Here is a 20,159-nt window from a genome sequence, read left to right as displayed (position 1 = left end):
TTACACCAGTCGGGTCGTGTGCCAGGCCGCCTTGTCGGTGACCGTATGATAGGGCGGGCGCTGCAGGGCATAGGCCATGGTCATGGCGTCAAGCATCGACCATAAAATGTCGAGCTTAAACTGCAGGATCTCCAGCATCCGGTTCTGTTTTTCAGCGCTGTCGCAGTAGGCCTTCGCCAGCGCCAGGCCATGCTCCACGTCGCGGTTGGCCTGGCTCAGACGGCTGCGGAAGTAAAAATAGCCTTCCTCTTTGATCCACGGGTAGTGCTGCGGCCAGCTGTCGAGGCGCGACTGATGGATCTGCGGGGCGAACAGCTCGGTCAGAGAGCTGCAGGCCGCCTCCTGCCAGCAGGTGCGACGGGCGAAGTTAAGATAGGCATCCACCGCGAAGCGCACGCCGGGCAAGACGTGGCGCTCGCTGAGCAGATCGTCGCGGCTCAGACCGACCGCTTCTCCCAGCCGCAGCCAGGCTTCAATCCCGCCGTCCTCGCCATGGCTGCCATCATGGTCGAGGATCCGCTGTACCCATTTGCGCCGGGTCTGCGCGTCCGGGCAGTTGGCCATGATCGCCGCGTCTTTCAGCGGAATGGTGGTCTGGTAGTAGAACCGGTTCGCCACCCAGCCCTGAATTTGCTCGCGGGTCGCGTCGCCGTTATGCATGGCAATGTGGTAAGGGTGGTGAATATGGTAGAAGGCGCCTTTGGCCCGCAGGGCCTCTTCAAAGGCCTGCGGCGACAGCGTGTCGGTGATCAGCATGCGGTATCCTGAAGGGTGATAGCCATCCCGTCCCAGCTCACTTCAATCCCCTGTTGCGTCAGCGCCTGGCGCTGGGGAGACCGCTCGTTAAGGATCGGGTTGGTGTTATTGATATGAATAAGAATTTTACGTTTTGCCGACAGGGAGGCCAGCAGGGCCATCATCCCGTGCTCATCACCGAGCGCCAGGTGGCCCATATCGCGGCCGGTATTGCGCCCAACGCCGGCGGCCTGCAGTTCGTCATCCTGCCAGACGGTGCCATCGATCAGCAGACAATCCGCTTTTTGCAGCCATGGCAGAATGGTCTTATCCGGTTCACCGAGCCCCGGTGCGTAGAACAGCGTCTGCCCGTTGCGGCGGTTTTCGATAAACAGCGCCACGTTATGGCCCGGCAGCGGCCGGTCGCGATACGGTGAATAGGGCGGCGCGTTGCTGGCGATAGGCACCGCGGTAAACTGCAAATCAGGACAGACGTCAACGGTAAAAGGCTGCTGCGGCGCGATGGGGTGATGCACCAGGCCGCCGTTCCAGTGTCGAAGCATGGTAAACACCGGGAAACCGGTGGAGAGATCCTCATGGACCTCCGGGGTGCACCACACCTGGTGCGGGCAGCCTTCGCGCAGGCTCAGTAACCCGGTGGTGTGGTCGATCTGGCTGTCGGTGAGAATAATGCCGCCGATATGCGTTCCGCGCAGCACGCCGGCTTTATTTAACTCGGGCGTGTGGGCGATCTGCTGACTGATATCCGGCGAGGCGTTGCACAGCACCCACTCCTGACCGTTATCGCTGACGATGATCGACGACTGGGTGCGGGCGCTGGCTTGGATCGTGCCGTCGCGCAGACCCTGGCAGTTGGCGCAGTTGCAGTTCCATTGCGGGAAACCGCCGCCGGCGGCGGAACCGAGGACTTTAATGAACATGAAGACGGACCGGGTAATGTAAAAAGATGCCCGCGCGAACGGCGGGCGGGGCGATTAGCGGTTAGAAATGTACAGCGTCACTTCCAGACCGAGACGTAAATCGATAAAAGCAGGTTTCTTCCACATGTTTTGTTCCTCTTAAAAATGACCACAGGCCTCACGGATAATGCAGGATCTGTGACGGCCGCCGCATATTGCGCTTCACAGGGTGAGAGATCAACCCGGAATCTGTAAGGATTTAACTTTATGTTTACAATATAACCTATTGTTGCCAAACATGTTTTAATACCCGCAGCCAGTTACGCCACAGCAGCTTATCCAGCACCAATTGATCATAGCCGCTGTCACGCAAGGCATTGATTAGCAGCGGTAAGCCGGCCACATCCCCCAGCGCGTCCGGCAGGGTGACGCCGTCAAAATCCGAACCGAGGGCCACATGATCCTCACCCATTATGTTAATAAGATAGTCGATATGCCGTACGATGGTGGCGATGGGCGTGTCGCTATCGCGCCGTCCGTCGGCGCGCAGGAAGGCGTTGCCGAAATTGACGCCCACTACGCCGCCGCTGTCGCGGATCGCCCGCAGTTGCCGATCGGTCAGGTTGCGCGGCTGCGGGCACAGGGCGTGGGCATTGGAGTGGGTGGCCACCAGCGGGGCGGTGGAATGGTGGGCGGTATCCCAAAAAGCCTGTTCATTCATGTGCGAAACATCGATCTGCATCTTCAGGGCGTTGGCCTGGGCGATGAGCGCGATGCCCTCGCCGGTAAGACCCGGCCCGCTGTCCGGGCTGCCGGGAAAGGCGCCGGTGACCCCGCAGCCGAAGCGATTAGCGATATTCCAGAACGGACCGATGCTGCGCACCCCGGCGCGATAAAAGTCCTGCAGATCGTCGCCTTGCGCGTCGAACCCGCCGGCGCCTTCGATGTGCGCCACCATCGCCAGCGCCTTATCCTGACGACAGCGTTCGATATCCGCCGCGCTCAGGCACAGCCGGGCGCGGCTGGCGTCATGGGCGCAAATCGCCTTGAGAATAGCCAGCTGCTGCCAGAGGATCGTTAAGGGATCCCACGCCTGGCTGGCGTACTGCGGCGCCATACGGGCGATGTACTCCTGCGGCGGCACAAAGAGGGCGAACAGGCCGCCGGCCAGACCACCCTGGAGAATACGCGGATAATCGAGGTGGCCGTTCTCTATCCCGGCAAAGAAGGCGGTCACCGGATCCTCGCGATGGTGAAGCCAGAGATTCAGCAGCAGGTCATTGTGACCATCAAAAATCGCCATAGCGGGCTCCTGGGTTATCAGGTGGTAAAAATGGCTGACACGGTAGCGGATTTATGCCCGGGGGCAAGCAGAAATTCACAAGCCCGCAACAATTGCCAACGTGAACTGTGTATCACACTGTATCCCGCGGCGGGTCCCTGACATTAAGAGATAAAAATGGCCCCGGTCGGGCACATGGCGGATACAAATTTCCGCTTAACTGGTCACGTACTCTCTTGACGAAGATAAAAGGTGAGAAAGCGATGAACAGATTATCCCTGATCCGGTATACCAGCGCCGCGGCGCTGGGGTTATCCACCCTGTGGTCCGCCGCCGTTTGCGCCGCTGAAGACGCGGGGGCGTTCGACAACATCCACCAGATCCACGCTGGCGATCTGAATATTGGCTACGTGGATATCGGTCCGCGGGACGGCCAGCCGGTGATTCTGCTGCACGGCTGGCCCTACGATATTCAGAGCTATGCCCAGGTGGCGCCGGCTTTAGCGCAGAAGGGTTACCGGGTGATTGTGCCGTATCTGCGCGGCTACGGCGCCACCCGTTTCCTGTCGGCGAAAACGCCGCGTAATGGTCAGCCGTCGGCGATGGCGGCCGATATTGTCCATTTGATGGACGCCCTGAACATCAGGCAGGCAGATCTGGCCGGCTTTGACTGGGGGGCGCGCACGGCGGATATCGTCGCCGCGCTGTGGCCGCAGCGGGTGAAATCCCTGGTCTCGGTGAGCGGGTATCTGATCAGCAGTCAGCAGATTGGCGAAAAACCGCAGCCGCCGCAGGCGGAGCTGTCGTGGTGGTATCAGTTCTATTTTGCCACCCCGCGCGGCGAAGCCGGTTACCGGCAGAACACCCACGACTTTGCGAAATTTATCTGGCATCAGGCGTCTCCGCAGTGGCAATTCAGCGACGCGACCTTTGCCAAAACCGCCCGGGCGCTGGATAACCCGGACCACGTGGCGATCACCATCAGCAACTACCGATGGCGCCTGGGGCTGGAGAAGGGGGAAGCGAAGTATGCCGGCTATGAACAACGGCTGGCGGCGCTGCCGCCGATAACCGTGCCCACCATCACTCTGGAAGGGGCGAATAACGGCGCGCCGCATCCGGCTCCGGCCAGCTACCGGGCCAAATTTACCGGTAAATATGAGCACCGGGAGCTGCCGGGGGCGGTAGGCCATAACCCGCCGCAGGAGGATCCGACGGCGTTTGTGCAGGCGGTGGTGGACGCCGATCGGTTGTAACCCGCGACTTGCCGGCGGCGCGACGTTGCGCTTCCGGCAACACGGCTTATGCTTGTGAAGAGTTTATTTTGCCGCAGGAGCAGCCTTTGGAGCGTGTTGACCACATCCTGGTCGTCGATGACGACCGCGACATCCGGGAACTGATTGTCGACTATCTGGAAAAATCGGGATATCGCGCCAGCGGCGCGGCGAACGACAAAGCCATGTGGTCGGTGCTCAAAAACCATCAAATCGACCTGATTGTGCTGGATATCATGATGCCGGGCGAGGATGGCTTAACGCTCTGTCGCCAGCTGCGCGCTAACCCGCAGCAGGACATTCCGGTGCTGATGCTCACTGCCCGCACCGACGACAGCGACCGGATCCTCGGCCTCGAGATGGGGGCGGACGACTATCTGGTGAAGCCCTTTGTGGCCCGCGAACTGCTGGCGCGCATCAAGGCCATTTTACGCCGCACCCGGGCGCTGCCGCCCAACCTGCAGATCACCGAGGCGGGCAGGCTGATCGCGTTTGGCGACTGGCTGCTCGATACCGCCGCCCGCCATCTGCTGGACGACAGCGGGGCGATTGTCGCCCTCAGCGGGGCGGAATATCGACTGCTGCGGGTGTTTCTCGACCATCCCCAGCGGGTGCTGAACCGCGATCAGCTGCTTAATCTGACCCAGGGACGCGACGCCGAACTGTTCGAACGGTCAATCGACCTGCTGGTGAGCCGACTGCGTCAGCGCCTGCGGGAGGATGCCCGGGAGCCGGCCTATATTAAGACGGTGCGCAGCGAAGGCTATGTGCTGTCGGTCCCGGTCTCCATCCGCGAGAGGCATGAATGAGGTTCTGGCCCGTCTCGCTGCAGTCGAGGCTGATGGCGCTGCTGTTTCTGGCGCTGCTGCTGGCGAACACCTTAACCCTGTCGCTGCTGTTTTATGAGCGAATGAGCAGCGCCCGCAGTGTGATGCTGGGCAATCTGGCGTCTGATGTCGCCACCAGCGTGGCGATCCTCGACCGTCTGCCGCCCGCTGAACGCCCGCAATGGCTGCCGAAGCTGGCGCGCGGCAACTACCGCTATCAGCTGGACGCCGGCGAACGCGGCGACTACCCGGACAGCTGGCGCGCCCGGGACGCGGCGCGCTCCCTGCAGGAGGCGCTGAGCGCGCAATATCCGGTGAGTATTGTGGCGATCTCCGGTCCGCGTCAGCATATCCAGGCCCATATTACCCTCCACGATGGCGCCCCCTTGACCCTCGACCTGTGGCCAAAGCTACCGCCCATCGCCCGCTGGCTACCGGTGGTGCTGATCGCTCAGTTTGTCCTCCTGCTGGCCTGCGCCTGGTACGCGGTTCGCCAGGTACTGCTGCCCATCACCCGTTTTACCCATGCGGTGAATGCGCTTGAGCCGGCCAGCGACACGGCGGGAACCATGGCCGAGCAGGGGCCGGAGGAGGTGCGCCGTGCCGCCCGCGCGTTTAATGCGATGCAGACCCGCATCCACGATCATCTGCAGGAGCGGGCGCGGATCCTCGCCGCCATCTCCCACGATCTGCAAACGCCGATCACCAGGATGAAGCTGCGGGTGGAGATGGCCGACCAGCCGGAACTGCGCGACAAACTGCTGCAGGATCTCGACAATATGACCCGCCTGGTGCGCGAAGGTATCGCCTTCGCCCGCACCTCGCAGCCGCTGGCGGAGGCGCGCCAGCGGCTGAACCTTGACGCCTTTCTCGACAGTATCGCCTGCGATTATGCCGACGTTGGCCGGCCGGTGCGGTTTTGCCCCGAGGAGAGCGCCGGGGTGGTGTGGATCCCACCGCAGGCCCTGCGCCGGGTGATGACTAACCTTATCGATAACGGGCTGAAATTCGGCGCCACGGTAACGGTAACCCTGACCCGCGACGCCGCCGGGGATATCACTATCCATGTGCTGGATGAGGGGCCGGGGATCCCTGAGGCGTCGCTGCAGGCGGTGCTGCAGCCCTTTTTTCGCCTGGAGGACTCGCGCAATCGCGATACCGGCGGCACCGGTCTGGGACTGGCGATCGCCGCGCAGCTTGTCAGCCAGATAAACGGCACGCTGCGCCTGGCCAACCGCCCGCAGGGCGGCCTGGACGCCAGCGTGCGTCTCGCCGCGCAGGGATTGTATCCTGCTGTATCTCCGGCGCAGTTGGAAAACTAAGCCGACAATTCTCCCGCTTTCCTGACACATCCGCCCTACATCTCCTTGCTGTAATGTCGTGGCTGCCACTCCCGGCAGCGACGACACAATGAGGAGAAGGCGATGTCGATATTCATTGCATTTTTCGGCGGGATGTTAACCCTGCTGAGCCCCTGTACGCTGCCGGTGATCCCGCTGCTGTTCGCCAGCGTCCGGGGCCGCCGGGGGCAGCTGGCGATCATGCTGGCGGGAATGGCGCTGATGTTTGGCGCTGTCTCGTGGCTGGTGACGGTCGCCAGCGGCTGGGTGGTCAATCTGACTCTGGTTGGGCGCGGCCTGGCGCTGGCGTTCTTCGCCCTTGTCGGGCTGAGTCTGCTTTCGCAGCGCATCGCACAGCGGCTGACTTCACCGCTGGTGGCGCTGGGGAATCAGCTTAACGACGCCAGCTCACGCCAGCGCGGCTGGATCGGTTCGTTGCTGGCCGGGCTGGCGGTGGGTCTGCTGTGGGCGCCGTGCGCCGGGCCGGTACTGGGGGCAATACTGAGCCTGGGCTTTGTGCATCCGGGCCAGGCGACCACCGGCGGGTTGCTGCTGGCCTACGGCAGCGGCGGGGCGGTGATGTTATTCCTGCTCGGGTGGTGCGGCGCGGCGTTGATTGCCCGTCTGCGTCGCGGGCTGGCGTTCGGCGAACGGCTGCGCCGGCTGGCGGGGGTGGCGATGCTGGCCTCGGTGGCGCTGATCGCCAGCGGCGGCGACCGCTATTTGCAAAGCGCGGGAGGGTGGAGTCAGGCGCTGGAGCAGCGGCTGGCCGCCCGTCTGCCGCAGCCGACGCAGAAAACGGTTCTGCAACCGATCGCTATGCCCAAGCCCAGCAGCGCCATGCCTTCGCTGGTGGGGGGCAGCGCATGGCTCAATAGCCCGGCGTTAACCCCGGAGCGTCTGAAGGGCAAAGTGGTGCTGGTGGATTTCTGGACCCGGGAGTGCATCAACTGCCAGCATACCCTGCCTTACGTGCGCGACTGGGCGAACAAATACCGCGCGGCCGGGCTGGTGGTGATTGGCGTCCATACCCCTGAATATCCCTGGGAGCGTTCGCTGCCGCTGCTGCGCCAGGCGGTGAAGGAGTGGCGAATAACCTACCCGGTGGTAGCGGATAATGAGTACAGCATCTGGAACGCCTTCGGCAATCAATACTGGCCGGCGCATTACATTTTCGACGCTCGCGGGCAGCTTCGCTATACCGCCTTCGGCGAAGGGGATTATGCCCGCCAGGAGCAGGTGATCCAGCAGCTGTTGCAGGAGAGCAAAGCCTGACCCGCGGCGCAGGCCTCTGGCGGATGGATCCCTCCAGGCCTTATACCTGATGCCGGGCGGCGCTGCGCTTGCCCGGCCTACGGGGTTACGGAGCCGCGTGTAGGCCCGGTAAGGCGCAGCCGCCACCGGGCATCGAAGCGGGAACGGCGCAAAATATCCATTGCCGGTGACTGCCGAACGGTTCCCTCTCCCTCCGGGAGAGGGCTAGGGTGAGGGAAATTTACGTGACACTGTCACCTTTCAACCCACTCCTGTAGGGCCTCGGTCATCAGTTTGCCGAGCAGCGCGACCGCGGCGGAATGGGGTTCCTGACGCGGGGTTTGTTGCAGACTGACGGCCAGACTGCCAGGGGATGGCAGCAGTCCGCCGGCGGGGCGCAGATTGCCGGGCATGCCGATGCGGGTGCGAACCGTCAGCCCCAGGCCAGCCTGCACCGCCGCCCAGATGCCGCTCAGGCTGTGGCTGACGAACACCACCTGCCAGGGGATCCCAGCGGCATCGAGACAGGCAATGGCGCGGGAACGCATCAGGCACGGGCTGTCGAACATCACCAGCGGCAGCGGCTCGCCGGACGCCAGCAGCGCGCGAACGTCAAAGTCAGGATGCGCAATCCACGCCAGCGAACAGCGGCCCAGCCCCGGACCCTGATCTTCGGTTTGCCACAGCAGCGCCAGATCCAGCGTCTCCTCCGCCAGCGCCTGGCGCAGCGGGCCATTGCGATCCACCCTCGCGACCATCCGCACCTGCGGATGGTGGCGGGTAAACTGCCCAAGGATCCCCGGCATCAGCGATTCGCCAAAATCTTCCTGCATGCCAAGGTGAATTTCGCCGGTGAGCCGCTCGCCCTGCAGCGCGCGCAGGGTTTCATCATTGAGCGCCAGCAGCCGTCTGGCGTAGCTCATTAACTTTTCGCCTTCCGCGGTCAGCGCCAGGTGCCGCCCCTGCTTAACCACCAGCGCTGCGCCGCACTGGCCCTCCAGCTTTTTAAGCTGGGCGCTGACGGCGGAGGTGGAGCGCGCCAGACGCTGCGCCGCCAGGGCGAAGCTGCCGCACTCCATGCCGGTCACAAAGCTGCGCAGGGCGTCGAGATCGAGGCCGGGTAAGCGTTTCTCCATTATCATCCTTATTACCGGGACGTTAGATTCTGGCGATTGCCATTATCGGGACCATACTGTGGCATCGCGGCGGGCAGGCGTCAACGGACCTACGGCGAGAAGAGTAGAAGCGCGTCGGTAGCGCAGGCAGGCATAAAAAAAGCCGATAAGAGAACTTATCGGCTTAGTGCAGGCTGGGCTGGCCGCTGAGCGGGGCGACAGGCGCCGCCTCGCTCAGGCAGATTATTGCGCCAGCAGCTCCTGAGCGGTGCGCTCTACCAGGCTCAGCAGGACCTTCACATCATCCAGCGTCACCACCGGGTTCAGCAGGGTCAGCTTCAGGCAGGTAACGCCGTTGTGCTCGGTCACGCCGACGTTAGCGCGGCCGGAAGCCAGCAGGGCGTCGCCGACGCGCTGGTTGAGCAGGGCAATTGCCGCCGCGTCGCTCTGCGCCATCTGCGCCGGACGGGAACGGAACAGCACGCTCGCCAGCTGCGGCTGCATCACCAGCTCCAGCGTCGGCTGAGACTTCACGTACTCCGCGACGTTTTTCGCCATGGTGACGCCGTGATCGATGATCGCCGCATACTGCTTCTGGCCCAGCGCTTCGAGGCCCATCCACAGCTTCAGCGCATCGAAGCGGCGGGTGGTCTGCAGCGATTTGGACACCAGGTTCGGCACGCCGTGTTCTTCATCGAACTCGGAGTTGAGATAGGCCGCCTGATAACGCATCAGCTCGTAATGGCGGGCATCCTTCAGCAGGAAGGCACCGCAGCTGATGGTCTGGAAGAACTGCTTGTGGAAGTCCAGAGTAACGGAATCCACCAGCTCCAGACCGTCAAGATAGTCGCGATACTGCTCAGACAGCAGCAGCGCGCCGCCCCATGCTGCGTCAACGTGCAGCCAGATCTGATGCTCCGCGGCGATACCGGCGATGTCGCGCAGCGGGTCGATAGCCCCCGCGTCGGTGGTCCCGGCGGTGGCGACGATCGCCATGATCTGCTCGCCGTTAGCCTGCGCCTGCGCAATCTTCGCCTGCAGATCGGCCACGTCCATCCGCGCGAATTCGTCGGTTTTCACCAGCGTGACTGAGCGGTAGCCAAGCCCCATCAGCGCCATGTTCTTCTGCACCGAGAAGTGGGCGTTTTCGGAGCACAGTACTTTGTACTTGCGGATATCCCCCGGCAGCCCATCCTGCTGGATGGAGTGTCCCTGAAGGGCGAAGAAGGCGTCGCGCGCCAACATCAGCCCCATCAGGTTGCTCTGGGTGCCGCCGCTGGTGAAGACGCCGGCATCGCCTGCCGGATAGCCGACCCGGGCGCGCAGCCACTCGATCAGCTTCATCTCAATGATGGTCGCCGACGGGCTCTGGTCCCAGGAGTCCATGCTCTGGTTGGTGGCGTTGATCAACACTTCCGCCGCCTGGCTAATCACCAGGCTCGGGCAGTGCAGGTGCGCCACGCACTGTGGGTGATGCACCGACAGGCTGTCTTTCAGGAAGTACTCGATTGCACGGTCAATCGCCGCCTGGTTACCCAAACCCTGTTCGTTAAACTCAAGGGAGATACGCTCACGCAGTTCGTCAACGCTTTTCCCCTGATACATCTCAGGTTGCTTCAGCCACTGCACAACGGCCTGACTGGTCTGCTCGATAACCTGCTGATAGGCCTCAACGCTCTGCGCCGAACCAGCAAGAATCGGATTCAATGTGGACATGGTGGTCACTTACTCCACTCAGACCGGTTTTACGCCGGCGGCCAGCAGGGCCTGTTCGAATTTGTCGAGGAACACATCCAGTTCCGCGTTGCTGATCAGCAGGGACGGCAGCAGACGCAGCACGCAGCCGTGACGACCACCGCGCTCCAGAATCAGGCCCGCTTCAAAGCATTTCTTCTGCAGCAGGGCAGAGAGTTCGCCGTCAGCCGGGTAGCAACCCATGTGATCCTGCGCTTCGTTCGGCTTGACGATTTCGATACCGATCATCAGACCGAGACCGCGTACGTGGCCAATGACCGGGTAGCGTTTCTGCAGCTCCGCCAGTTTGCCTTTCAGCCACTCGCCCTGGGCGGCGACTTTGTCGGCAATCTTGTTGTCGCGCAGATGACGCAGGGTGGTCAGGCCGGTAGCCATCGCCAGCTGGTTGCCGCGGAAGGTGCCGGTGTGGTGACCCGGTTCCCAGGCGTCGAACTGCTTTTTAATGCCCAGCACCGCCAGCGGCAGACCGCCGCCAACCGCTTTCGACATCACGATGATGTCCGGCTGAATACCGGCGTGTTCGAAGGCGAAGAATTTACCGGTACGGGCAAAGCCAGCCTGCACTTCATCGACGATCAGCAGAATGCCGTGCTCTTCGGTCACTTTGCGGATGCGCTGCAGCCACTCGACCGGCGCCGGGTTCACGCCGCCTTCGCCCTGAACGGCTTCGAGGATAACCGCCGCCGGTTTACGGACGCCGCTCTCCACGTCGTTGATCAGGTTTTCGAAGTAGTAGGTTAGCGCTTTGACGCCGGCTTCGCCGCCGATGCCCAGCGGGCAGCGGTACAGGTGCGGGTAAGGCATAAACTGGACTTCCGGCATCATGCCGTTGACCGCCGCTTTCGGCGACAGGTTGCCGGTGACCGACAGTGCGCCGTGGGTCATCCCGTGATAGCCGCCGGAGAAGCTGATCACCGCGGAACGGCCGGTGTATTTTTTCGCCAGCTTCAGCGCCGCTTCCACGGCGTCAGCGCCGGAAGGACCGGTGAACTGCAGGCAATACTCTTTCCCTTCGCCCGGCAGGCAAGAGAGCAGGTATTCGGAGAAACGATCTTTTAACGGGGTAGTCAGATCGAGAGTATGTAACGGCAAGCCGCTGGTAATGACACTTTGGATGCTCTGCAATACATCAGGGTGGTTGTGGCCCAGAGCGAGAGTACCGGCGCCGGCGAGGCAGTCCAGGTACTGTTTGTTATCCGCATCCGTCAGCCACACGCCTTCAGCTTTAGTGATAGCCAGCGGTAACTTACGCGGGTAACTCCTGACATTCGATTCAAATTCGGCCTGACGGGCCAAAAAGGTTTCGTTGTTTGCGTCTAATAAATCAGCACGTAAAGTATCAATACGGACTTTATCCGTCATCATATCACTCCCACAACCAGCATTGCGGTTGAACGCTGGTTGAATAATTGGTGTAAGGAATTGAATTGGCATTCATAAAGCGCGCACAATATATGGCTTTTTAAATCCGCATTCAACGTTTTATTGATTGCGTTATTTTGACGCTATTCTTACCGGGGTAAAAATTAACATAACCTGCTGAATTATAATAAAACAACCCAAGGTAACGATAACCCTTTAAAGTGTAATTATTAGTGAGAAAGTCTCTATATTTTTATTGCCGCTGCGTTAAAGCGCTGACGGAAAGCCTTCCGTCAGCGATAGCAAGAGTCAATGCAGCTCAACCGCATAATTTGTTAAAGGTGTAACTTTTTTCACCAACTTATTGTTATATAAAAACTGTTCGTAAGTGTCATAGCGCGCTTTATCCAGCGCCGCCGGATCGGTGGCGAACAGCGGCACGGTTTGCAGCCACGCCTGATGGTTAAGCTCGGTCTTCAGCTCCGGGTGGGCGGCGGCGAACGCCTCCCAGCTCTCCTGCGGATGGGCGCGCAGGTAGCTGACCCCGGCCTGCAGGGCGGTGAGGAATTTACGGATTTTCGCCTCATGAATCGCGTCGCGGTGGGCGACAATCACCAGCTCGTCATAGGCCGGCACGCCGTAATCTTCGACGTTCATCACTACCGGCGTTTTGCCCTGCAGCTTCAGCTCCTGCGCTTCTATATTACGGTAGCCGCCGATGACCGCGTCCACCTGGCCTGCCAGCAGAGCGCTGGTCAGCTGAAAATTGACGTTGACCAGCTTGATACTGGCCGGATCGATCCCCGAATGCTGTGCCATGGTCGCCAGGGTGGCCTGCTCAATGCCGCTGACCGAGTAACCCACCTTCCTGCCTTGCAGATCCGCCGGGGTTTTGATCTGCTTATCGAGGGCGATCACCGTATTCAGCGGCGAGTTGATCAGGGTGCCCACGCGCACCAGCGGTAATCCTTCGTCAGCGAAGAAGTGCACCTGCGGCTGATATGTGATGGCCAGGTCTGCCTGACGGGCGGCCACCATACGGGGCGGCAGCGCCGGATCCGACGGAGGGACAATCTTGACGTCCAGACCCTGGGCCTTAAAGGCGCCGATCTGCTCGGCCACCATAATCGGCGCATGGTCGGGGTTAATATACCAGTCCAGCACCAGGGTGAGCGGTTCATTGGCCAGCGCGTGACCGCTGAGCAGCGCCGTCAGGGTTGCCCCGGCGAAAAGCGACGTTTTCATCTGTTTTCCTTTATTACTTCATGATTATTCCGGCGACCAGTCGATCAGCCGGTGCAGCAGGGTGTCTACCGCCAGCCACAGGAAGAGGGTCAGCAGCACTAAAATAAACAGCGCGGCGAAGCAGATATCGGTTTGCAGCCGCGCGTTGGCATTGAGCATGACGTAGCCCAGTCCCTCGGCCGAGCCGACCCATTCGCCGATAATGGCGCCGATGGGGGCCACCGCCGCCGCCATGCGCAGGCCCGAGCCCAGCGCCGGCAGGGCGGCCATCAGGCGGACATGCCGTAGCTGAGCGCCAAAGGAGGCGTTCATGCTGCGCGCCAGATCGAGATAGTCGTGGTTGACCCGTCGCAAGCCGTCAAAGAAGGCGGAAGTGACGGGAAAGAAAATCACCAGCACCGCCATCGCCACTTTGGCGCTCATGCCAAACCCCAGCCACAGCACCAGCAGCGGGGCGAGGGCAAAGACCGGGATCGCCTGGCTGGTGAGCACCAGCGGCATCAGCCAGCGCTGCAGGCGCGGGGAGAGGATCATGCCCAGCGCCAGCGTGACGCCGAGCGCCACCCCCAGCGCCAGGCCGCTGAGGATCTCGCTGAGGGTAATCAGCGTGTGCCAGCCGAGATAGGCGCGGTTGACCCACAGCGCCTCGGCGACCGCCGCCGGGGAAGGTAAAAGAAAGCGCGGAATGCCGCTGCGGCTGGCCAGCCCCCAGAGAAGCATCAGTCCGCAGAACACCATGCCGCCGCGCCAGAGACGTCCGCTCATGAGTGGGCCCTCATCAACTGCTGCAGCAGCGCCGCCTGGGCGTTCAACAGCTCGGGCGCGTCCGGCGCGCGCGGTGGCGCGCCGGTGAGGTGATGGCTGTCGTCGATCTCCCCGTCGGCGGCCGAGAGGACCAGCAGACGGTGGCTCAGCCGGCAGGCTTCCAGCGGATCGTGGGTGATCAGCACCACCGTCCGCCCCGCCAGCAGAGTGGCCGCGAGGGTCTGAATGCGCGTGCGGGTGAGGGTGTCCAGCGCCGAGAAAGGCTCATCCATTAGCACGATGGGCCGGTCCTCATACAGGGTGCGGGCCAGCGCGGCGCGCTGACGCATCCCGCCGGAGAGCGTCGCCGGCCGGGCGTCGGCGCACGAGGCGAGCTCCACCTGTTCCAGCAGGGTGGCGACCCGGGCGTGATCCACTTTCTCACCGCGCAGCCGCGCGCCGAGGGCGACGTTCTCCCGAACGCTCAGCCAGGGATAAAGCAGATCTTTCTGCCCCATCCACGCCAGGCGGCCGGGTATCGGCTTGCCGTCGCTGGCGACCACTTCCCCGCAGGTGGCGGGGGCCAGGCCGGCCATGACCCGCAGCAGGCTGGTTTTTCCGGCCCCGCTGGCGCCGAGCAGCGACACCCACTGGCCGCCGGGGACCGTCAGCGACAGATTGTCGAACAGGCGGCGGTCGCCGAAATGGAGGCTCAGATTGCGGACCTCGATACCTGGCGCCGTCACGCCCGGGACTCCACCGCGGCGTTGAGCCCCATCTGCCAGAACTGCGCCTCAAGGCGGGTGGCGGTGGTGAAGATGTCGCTCAGTTCAGTGATACGGGTCTCGCTTCCACGCTGTTGCCACACGGTCTCCAGCAGCGCCAGCGCGGCGCTGACGCCCTGCAGATAGCCTTCATCGCCGTAGTTGCGGATCCATGAGGCGTAAGGATTGTCGTCCAGTCGGGTGGTGGGGTGATGCAGCAGGCCCAGACCGATTTCGGCGTAACCCGCTACGCAGGGCATTAGAGCGACCAGCAGATCCAGCGCGTCGCCTGCATGGCCGATATCCAGCACGTAGCGGGTATAGTTGATGGTTTCCGGCGCTTCGGGCTGGGCGGCCATCTCCGGTTCGCTAATGCCCCACTGGGCACAGTAGCCGACGTGCAGCGGCACTTCGTTAAGAATGGCGTTCATGGAGGCGGCCGCGGCGCGCATCTCTGGCAGCGTGCGCAGTTTACTCACCAGCAGCGCGTAGCTGCGGGCGAAATGGATCAGAAACAGATAATCCTGGGTCAGATAGCGACGAAATGCGCTTTCAGCAAGGGTACCTTCGGCGAGCTGCCGGACGAAAGGGTGCGCCACATAGTGCTGCCAGTCAGCGGCGGCCAGCTGGCGTAAACGGCCATAAAGACCTTGGCTAAACGCGGGAACAATCACAGGACCTCCAGTTGTGCAGGGGAGATCCGGGCGTGCAGGGGTGTGAACAGGCAATGGCGGTAATGCTGGCAAAATTGCCGACCCGTCCCTTCGCTGGCATGACCCAGATCAGGTTCAAAGGGTTCGGCTTGCGCCATCTCAGCCCTCACGGGACACCCCTCGGTAGCGCTATGTTATACGACATTCACCTTATGAATACAATCATCGCGCCGTCCGGCGGAGCGAAGGCGGCTTTCTGTGACGGCCAGCTCTTTTTTATCCAAAAATACCCAAAAAACAGGCCACTGCGCGTTGGTGAGGGTTCTCCGGTTACGTTATATTTTCCTTATTCCGTTGTAATAATCCTGTTCGCCACGCGTGTCGTGCGCGCCCCAACGCCCTGGAGTGAGCATGAAATTCCCGCTGTCCACGCTGGCGCTTCTGTTCCTGTTGTGCCCGCCTGGCGATGCCGCCGATCTCTTCGATGCGGAAGATGGCATGCTCGACATGAGTCAGTATCTGGCGGAAAACCGTTACGGTTTTCTGCCGGTGCCGCTGGCGATAACCGAGCCGGCCATCGGCTATGGTGGCGGACTGTTTGGCCTGTTTTTACACGGCAAAGGTAGCCGGGAGGGCGGGCAGTTTATTCCTCCGCCGCTCACCGCTTTTGGCGGGGCCGCCACGCAGAATGGCACCTGGTTTATTGGCGGCGGTCATCGTCACACCTGGCAGCATGATCGCATTCGTTACCTGGCGGGCGCCGGCTACGCTAACGTCAATCTGGATATCTATTCCGGCGACACCGGCGGCTTCAGCCATGCTAAACCGGTGCAGACGCAGACCAAAGGCGTCGCCGCGCTGCAAAAGCTGCTGTTTCGCCTGGGCGACACGCCGGTGTTCCTCGGGGCCTCCCAGGTGTATGCCCGGGCGGATGTCTCTACCGATAATCCACGGCTCAACCGGGTGTGGCAGCAGGTGCTCGGGCAAAACAGCACCTCTTCGGCGCTGGGGGTGGTGGCGGAATATGACACTACCGATAATATTTTCTATCCTCAGAGTGGGTTAGCGCTGAAGGGTGAATATCGGTTTTTCCGTTCGCTGCTCGGGGGCGATTATCACTACAACACTTTTTCGCTGGACGGAAAGGTGTTTATTCCGCTCAGCCAGACGCTGACCCTGGCGGTCGCGGGCAATTATCAGTCCTTAACCCACCATGATAAGCATCTGATGCCGATGGCGCGTCCTTATATCGCGTTGCGCGGGATTTCGCGCTACCGCTATCAGGGCGACTACGTGGCCACGGCGCAAACCCAGCTGGCCTGGGCGGTTACTCCGCGCTGGATCCTGCAGGGATTCGTTGGCGCCGGGAGCGCCGCTGACGCGGCGGATACGCTATGGGAAGAGTCAGAGGTGGCATGGGGGGCCGGTTTTCGATACCTGATCGCGCGACAGTACGGTTTACGTACCGGGATTGACATGGCGTTCAGCGAGCATGAACAGGCGGTCTATTTCAATGTCGGTTCGGGTTTATAACTACACATGAGAACAAAAATGAGATCATCCGGCGCGGTGTTAACGCTGCTGTTAGCGGCCTGGGGCACGTCGGCTGCGGAGCCGGACCAGAGCGACAGCTATTTTCCGATCTGGGGCGAGGAGGCTCGCGCCAGGGGATATTCCATTCCGTTACCTTACGGCGTCAACCTGAGCTATATGAATATCCGACAGGATATCATGGTCGACAGTATTACCTTTTCCGGGCTTAAGCTCGGCAACCATCCCATTCCCAGCGATATGTTCGCCATCGATGCCGGGCACACCCGCGAGAAGAGCAAAACCGAAAACCTGCGCCTTGATATGTGGGTCTTTCCGTTCCTCAACGTATACGGACTGGTGGGGCATACCCGCGGGTCGTCCGTCTCCCAGGTCTCAGTGGATTCCGATCCGTCGCAGTTTCGCGGTCTGGACCGGGTCATCGCCGGCGCGGTTCATCAGCTTTATCAAAGCGGAAAACTGCAGAATATTGATTTTACGCTTGATTTTAAAGGCACCACCTGGGGGACCGGCTTTACGCTCGCCGGCGGCTACGGCAACTGGTTTGGGTTGGTGGATACTAACTACACCCGCACCGACTTCGATATCCTCGACGGCAGCATTTCGGCGGTCACCGTCTCGCCGCGCGTCGGCTACCGCTTCAGTTTTCAGGGGATCGACGGGCCGTCCCATCTCAGCCTGTGGGTCGGCAGCATGTATCAGGACGTGCAGCAGGAGTTTAAGGGCGATCTCGCCGACCTGCACATGCCGCCAGAGCTGCAGCCCCTAATTGCCGCGGTCAATAAAGACGGCGAGGGCAAATTCGACGTTAAGCAAAAGCTGACCTCGCCGTGGAATATGCTGATTGGCGCCCAGTATGAAGTCACCAAAAACTTTAACGTGCTGACTGAATTCGGTTTTAACGACCGCAATAGCTTCTTTGTCTCCGGTGAATACCGCTTTTAACTAAACCTGCAGGCGCCGTCTGCCGGTAAGATGCGCGTTCTTTTGTTGCTGTGGAGAGGCTGTTGATGCGTAAAGCCTTATGGCTGTTATTCGCGCTGGCGCTGCCGGCGCTGGCGCAGGACCCGGTATTGCCCGCGGTGACGGCGATCCATCCGGTTCCCACCCTGGGCGAGCTGTCGCCGCCGGAATCGCTGCGGCCATGCTGCGCCTTTGGTTACGACCTGCACGTGCGGGCGGTGGGCATCCCCATCCCGGTGTACCAGATTGGTAACGTGCTGACTCTGGATTCTCTGGGCAAGCACCATTACAACGACAGCGCGCTCGGGGCGGTGAAAAATCTGCTGGGACTGAGCGAGGAGCAAAACGGGCTTATTTATACCCGTCGCGGCGGGTTTATCGATATTGCCCATGTGCGCGACACGGCGGATTACACCTTTTATCTGTTCAATCGCATTTCGCCGACGCTGGGCCAGGCGGGGCGCATATTCTACAGCGAAGAGCTGGGGGTGCGCCGCGTTCAGCTGAATGCCTTTACGCCGCCGCCGGGCGTCAGGCAGCGCTATCAGCTGGCGGCCTGGCTCGCCGGGCATCTGGCCTTCGAAATCGCCCAGTGGCATGAGATCGCCCAGTGGTATGGCTTCCAGTCGGTGCCGGGGTTTTCTGAGGAGATCTCCGCGTTTTCGCCGGAAGATCTCTATTCCAATTTACTGGGCGCCAGGCTGGCGATTAACGTCATCCTTAGCGGCCATGGCGGGTCAGTGGAAGCGTATAACCAGGCCATGGAGGCGGCGCTGAAAAAGGCGCTGACCCGGCTGATGGTGGCCACGCGAGGGGAGACGGAAGCGATGTTCCAGCGGATAGATGGCGACTGGTGGAACAGTCGCCGACGGGTGCCGGATAAATTTCTGGTGCTGAAGCGTAATTACGACCTGCAGGAAAACCGGCTGCCGACGCCGGTCCCTTTCGAAACCATGCCGCCATATCGCCTGACCATGCCCTCGCAGGTGGCGGGGTTCCGCTTGCGCGACCTCGGCGAGCTGCAGATCTACCCGGGGCACGATATGCAGGCTCTACCGGCGCCCGAGCAATACTATGGCGCCGCAGCGTTTCAGGGGCTGGCCGATCGCGCCCGCGAGGCCGATAAAACCCAGCTGGCGCGCATTGAAAAGTAACGTGGAAGGCTCAGGGCGAGGCCCTGAGCCGGCGAGTTAGCGGAAGTCGACCCAGCAGGCGCCGTTGTCGGCCGAGCGCACGCAGTTTTCCACCCAGCGGACGCCGAACGCCCCGGCGCGGGCGTCCGGATACCAGAAGTCGGCCAGCAGCGCTTCGTCGCGCCGGTCCGCAGCGTCCATAGCAATGGCGAAGCGGCGATAGAGATTCGACCAGGCCTCGAACAGCCCCTCCGGGTGACCACCGCCGATGCGATCATCCTGACGCGCCAGCGGATCAAGATAATCCATGCCGCGCTCCAGAATGCGCGCTGGTTCGCCCTGCACCTCGTAACGCAGCTGGTTGGGCTGTTCATCCCACCATTCGAGACTGGCCTTTTCTCCCACGATGCGCACCTTTTGCCCGTGCATGGAGCCGCAGTTAACGGCGGAGCTCCACAGCGAGCCGATGGCGCCGTTGTCATACTCCATCAGCACCTGCGCGTTATCCTCCAGCGGCGCGCGGCTTTTGACGAAGCTTTGTCTGGCGCACATCAGCCGGGCGATCTTCAGCTGCGGGGCCATGGTTTCGACCAGAAACAGCGGGTGGGTGGCTAAATCCCCCAGCACATAGCTGGGGCCGACGAAGCGGGGATCGACCCGCCAGCGGGTACTGGCGTTTTCCTGCTCCACCGGCTGGGCGTGGAAGCCATGAGCAAACTGCATATTGACGATACGGATGTCGCCCAGCAGTCCGTCGGCGATCATCTGCCGGGCCTGGAGGATAAGCTGATGACCGGCATAGCCGTAGGTCACGCCGATGATTTTGTGCTGCCGCTGGCTGAGGGCCACCAGGTCGTCCGCCTCTTCGCTGCTGAAGCACAGCGGCTTTTCGCACACCACGTGCAGCCCGGCCTCCAGCGCCGCCCGGCAGATGGCATAATGGGTGTTATTCGGCGTGGCAATCGACACGGCCTGAATACCGTCCGGGCGGGCAGCCTCGCCGCGAAACAGACTCTGGTAGTCGGCGTAACAGCGATCGGGATCCACCCCCAGCTGTTGGCCGAACTGGCGCCCGCGTTCGGCATTAATATCAAAGGCGCCTGCCAGCAGCGCAAAGGTGTTATCGCGCAGGGCGGCAGAGCGGTGAATATAGCCGATCTGGCTGCTGCAGCCGCCGCCGACCATGCCCCAGCGCAGGGTGCGATCGAGAGGTCTTAAACCGTTAATCATGTTGCGTCTCCT

At 61.7% G+C, this 20,159-nt stretch carries 19 protein-coding genes and 1 riboswitch; of the genes, 7 read left to right on the top strand and 12 right to left on the bottom strand.

The window, feature by feature from the left end; translation table 11 throughout:
- The 4 genes from pqqC to ACLEXF_RS04445 form a co-directional block, all read right to left on the bottom strand.
- Window positions 1–756: a pyrroloquinoline-quinone synthase PqqC gene (pqqC, locus tag ACLEXF_RS04460; protein WP_064149977.1), complete on the bottom strand. Its 756-nt coding sequence runs from the start codon at window positions 754–756 to the stop codon at window positions 1–3.
- Window positions 750–1,676: a pyrroloquinoline quinone biosynthesis protein PqqB gene (gene pqqB / locus ACLEXF_RS04455; protein ID WP_064149979.1), complete on the bottom strand. Its 927-nt coding sequence runs from the start codon at window positions 1,674–1,676 to the stop codon at window positions 750–752. The genes pqqC and pqqB overlap by 7 nt, the downstream gene beginning before the upstream one ends.
- Window positions 1,677–1,730: 54 nt before the next feature.
- Complete coding sequence (pqqA, locus tag ACLEXF_RS04450) at window positions 1,731–1,802, bottom strand: pyrroloquinoline quinone precursor peptide PqqA (protein WP_002905689.1); 72 nt, start codon at window positions 1,800–1,802, stop codon at window positions 1,731–1,733.
- Between the two features lie 136 nt (window positions 1,803–1,938).
- Window positions 1,939–2,958, bottom strand: a complete 1,020-nt coding sequence (locus tag ACLEXF_RS04445) for a dipeptidase (protein ID WP_064187191.1) — start codon at window positions 2,956–2,958, stop codon at window positions 1,939–1,941.
- Between the two features lie 242 nt (window positions 2,959–3,200).
- Here ACLEXF_RS04445 and ACLEXF_RS04440 point away from each other — a divergent pair, with 242 nt between their 5' ends.
- The 4 genes from ACLEXF_RS04440 (at window position 3,201) to ACLEXF_RS04425 (ending at window position 7,653) form a co-directional block, all read left to right on the top strand.
- Window positions 3,201–4,193 carry an alpha/beta fold hydrolase gene (locus tag ACLEXF_RS04440; RefSeq protein ID WP_043519619.1) on the top strand — a complete coding sequence of 331 codons (993 nt, stop codon included), beginning with the start codon at window positions 3,201–3,203 and terminating at the stop codon, window positions 4,191–4,193.
- A gap of 86 nt (window positions 4,194–4,279) precedes the next feature.
- Window positions 4,280–5,020, top strand: coding sequence for a response regulator (locus tag ACLEXF_RS04435; RefSeq protein ID WP_043519618.1), 741 nt, complete (start codon window positions 4,280–4,282; stop codon window positions 5,018–5,020).
- Window positions 5,017–6,360 (top strand): sensor histidine kinase, encoded by a 1,344-nt coding sequence (locus tag ACLEXF_RS04430; RefSeq protein ID WP_043519617.1) that lies wholly within the window; start codon window positions 5,017–5,019, stop codon window positions 6,358–6,360. Before ACLEXF_RS04435 ends, ACLEXF_RS04430 begins: the two co-directional genes overlap by 4 nt.
- A 102-nt stretch (window positions 6,361–6,462) precedes the next feature.
- On the top strand, window positions 6,463–7,653 hold the full coding sequence (locus tag ACLEXF_RS04425) for a cytochrome c biogenesis protein/redoxin (RefSeq protein WP_043519616.1): 1,191 nt from the start codon (window positions 6,463–6,465) through the stop codon (window positions 7,651–7,653).
- A 233-nt stretch (window positions 7,654–7,886) separates the two neighbouring features.
- On the opposite strand, the gene ACLEXF_RS04420 is transcribed toward ACLEXF_RS04425, so the two are convergent.
- From ACLEXF_RS04420 to ACLEXF_RS04390, 7 genes are all read right to left on the bottom strand, one after another.
- A complete protein-coding gene (locus ACLEXF_RS04420; RefSeq protein ID WP_043519615.1) occupies window positions 7,887–8,780 on the bottom strand; it encodes a LysR substrate-binding domain-containing protein in 894 nt (297 codons plus the stop codon).
- A 210-nt stretch (window positions 8,781–8,990) separates the two neighbouring features.
- A complete protein-coding gene (locus ACLEXF_RS04415) occupies window positions 8,991–10,472 on the bottom strand; it encodes a pyridoxal phosphate-dependent decarboxylase family protein (protein ID WP_165572494.1) in 1,482 nt (493 codons plus the stop codon).
- A 9-nt stretch (window positions 10,473–10,481) separates the two neighbouring features.
- Entirely contained in the window at window positions 10,482–11,867 is a 1,386-nt protein-coding gene (locus tag ACLEXF_RS04410; protein WP_004202575.1) for a diaminobutyrate--2-oxoglutarate transaminase, read from the bottom strand.
- A gap of 306 nt (window positions 11,868–12,173) precedes the next feature.
- Entirely contained in the window at window positions 12,174–13,109 is a 936-nt protein-coding gene (locus ACLEXF_RS04405; RefSeq protein WP_043519613.1) for an ABC transporter substrate-binding protein, read from the bottom strand.
- A 24-nt stretch (window positions 13,110–13,133) separates the two neighbouring features.
- Window positions 13,134–13,874, bottom strand: a complete 741-nt coding sequence (locus tag ACLEXF_RS04400) for an ABC transporter permease (RefSeq protein WP_043519612.1) — start codon at window positions 13,872–13,874, stop codon at window positions 13,134–13,136.
- On the bottom strand, window positions 13,871–14,599 hold the full coding sequence (locus ACLEXF_RS04395; RefSeq protein ID WP_043519611.1) for an ABC transporter ATP-binding protein: 729 nt from the start codon (window positions 14,597–14,599) through the stop codon (window positions 13,871–13,873). Before ACLEXF_RS04395 ends, ACLEXF_RS04400 begins: the two co-directional genes overlap by 4 nt.
- Window positions 14,596–15,291, bottom strand: coding sequence for a TenA family protein (locus ACLEXF_RS04390; protein ID WP_043519610.1), 696 nt, complete (start codon window positions 15,289–15,291; stop codon window positions 14,596–14,598). The genes ACLEXF_RS04395 and ACLEXF_RS04390 overlap by 4 nt, the downstream gene beginning before the upstream one ends.
- A 68-nt stretch (window positions 15,292–15,359) precedes the next feature.
- A riboswitch (TPP riboswitch) is annotated at window positions 15,360–15,461 on the bottom strand.
- 220 nt (window positions 15,462–15,681) lie between these two features.
- On the opposite strand from ACLEXF_RS04390, the gene ACLEXF_RS04385 reads away from it, so the two are divergent.
- The 3 genes from ACLEXF_RS04385 (at window position 15,682) to ACLEXF_RS04375 (ending at window position 18,938) form a co-directional block, all read left to right on the top strand.
- Complete coding sequence (locus tag ACLEXF_RS04385) at window positions 15,682–16,803, top strand: BamA/TamA family outer membrane protein (RefSeq protein WP_048324287.1); 1,122 nt, start codon at window positions 15,682–15,684, stop codon at window positions 16,801–16,803.
- Between the two features lie 18 nt (window positions 16,804–16,821).
- Window positions 16,822–17,766: a hypothetical protein gene (locus ACLEXF_RS04380; RefSeq protein WP_064177796.1), complete on the top strand. Its 945-nt coding sequence runs from the start codon at window positions 16,822–16,824 to the stop codon at window positions 17,764–17,766.
- Between the two features lie 65 nt (window positions 17,767–17,831).
- A complete protein-coding gene (locus ACLEXF_RS04375; protein WP_004202562.1) occupies window positions 17,832–18,938 on the top strand; it encodes a DUF4056 domain-containing protein in 1,107 nt (368 codons plus the stop codon).
- Window positions 18,939–18,974: 36 nt separating this feature from the next.
- Here the strand turns inward: ACLEXF_RS04375 and ACLEXF_RS04370 are convergent, their stop codons facing one another.
- Window positions 18,975–20,147 (bottom strand): Gfo/Idh/MocA family protein, encoded by a 1,173-nt coding sequence (locus ACLEXF_RS04370; RefSeq protein WP_194007351.1) that lies wholly within the window; start codon window positions 20,145–20,147, stop codon window positions 18,975–18,977.
- Window positions 20,148–20,159 lie beyond the last annotated feature (12 nt).

Origin of the sequence: Klebsiella pneumoniae complex sp. WS1778 (assembly GCF_049472055.1) — a bacterium.
GTDB lineage: Bacteria > Pseudomonadota > Gammaproteobacteria > Enterobacterales > Enterobacteriaceae > Klebsiella > Klebsiella quasipneumoniae.
This window is presented reverse-complemented; position numbering and strand designations above follow the sequence as displayed.

What these genes read in the sequence shown, in the direction of transcription:
- pqqC (WP_064149977.1), bottom strand. Translation starts at nt 756, where the DNA reads ATGCTGATCACCGACACGCTGTCGCCGCAGGCCTTTGAAGAGGCCCTG.
- pqqB (WP_064149979.1), bottom strand. Translation starts at nt 1,676, where the DNA reads ATGTTCATTAAAGTCCTCGGTTCCGCCGCCGGCGGCGGTTTCCCGCAA.
- ACLEXF_RS04445 (WP_064187191.1), bottom strand. Translation starts at nt 2,958, where the DNA reads ATGGCGATTTTTGATGGTCACAATGACCTGCTGCTGAATCTCTGGCTT.
- ACLEXF_RS04440 (WP_043519619.1), top strand. Translation starts at nt 3,201, where the DNA reads ATGAACAGATTATCCCTGATCCGGTATACCAGCGCCGCGGCGCTGGGG.
- ACLEXF_RS04430 (WP_043519617.1), top strand. Translation starts at nt 5,017, where the DNA reads ATGAGGTTCTGGCCCGTCTCGCTGCAGTCGAGGCTGATGGCGCTGCTG.
- ACLEXF_RS04425 (WP_043519616.1), top strand. Translation starts at nt 6,463, where the DNA reads ATGTCGATATTCATTGCATTTTTCGGCGGGATGTTAACCCTGCTGAGC.
- ACLEXF_RS04410 (WP_004202575.1), bottom strand. Translation starts at nt 11,867, where the DNA reads ATGATGACGGATAAAGTCCGTATTGATACTTTACGTGCTGATTTATTA.
- ACLEXF_RS04405 (WP_043519613.1), bottom strand. Translation starts at nt 13,109, where the DNA reads ATGAAAACGTCGCTTTTCGCCGGGGCAACCCTGACGGCGCTGCTCAGC.
- ACLEXF_RS04400 (WP_043519612.1), bottom strand. Translation starts at nt 13,874, where the DNA reads ATGAGCGGACGTCTCTGGCGCGGCGGCATGGTGTTCTGCGGACTGATG.
- ACLEXF_RS04385 (WP_048324287.1), top strand. Translation starts at nt 15,682, where the DNA reads ATGAAATTCCCGCTGTCCACGCTGGCGCTTCTGTTCCTGTTGTGCCCG.
- ACLEXF_RS04380 (WP_064177796.1), top strand. Translation starts at nt 16,822, where the DNA reads ATGAGATCATCCGGCGCGGTGTTAACGCTGCTGTTAGCGGCCTGGGGC.
- ACLEXF_RS04375 (WP_004202562.1), top strand. Translation starts at nt 17,832, where the DNA reads ATGCGTAAAGCCTTATGGCTGTTATTCGCGCTGGCGCTGCCGGCGCTG.
- ACLEXF_RS04370 (WP_194007351.1), bottom strand. Translation starts at nt 20,147, where the DNA reads ATGATTAACGGTTTAAGACCTCTCGATCGCACCCTGCGCTGGGGCATG.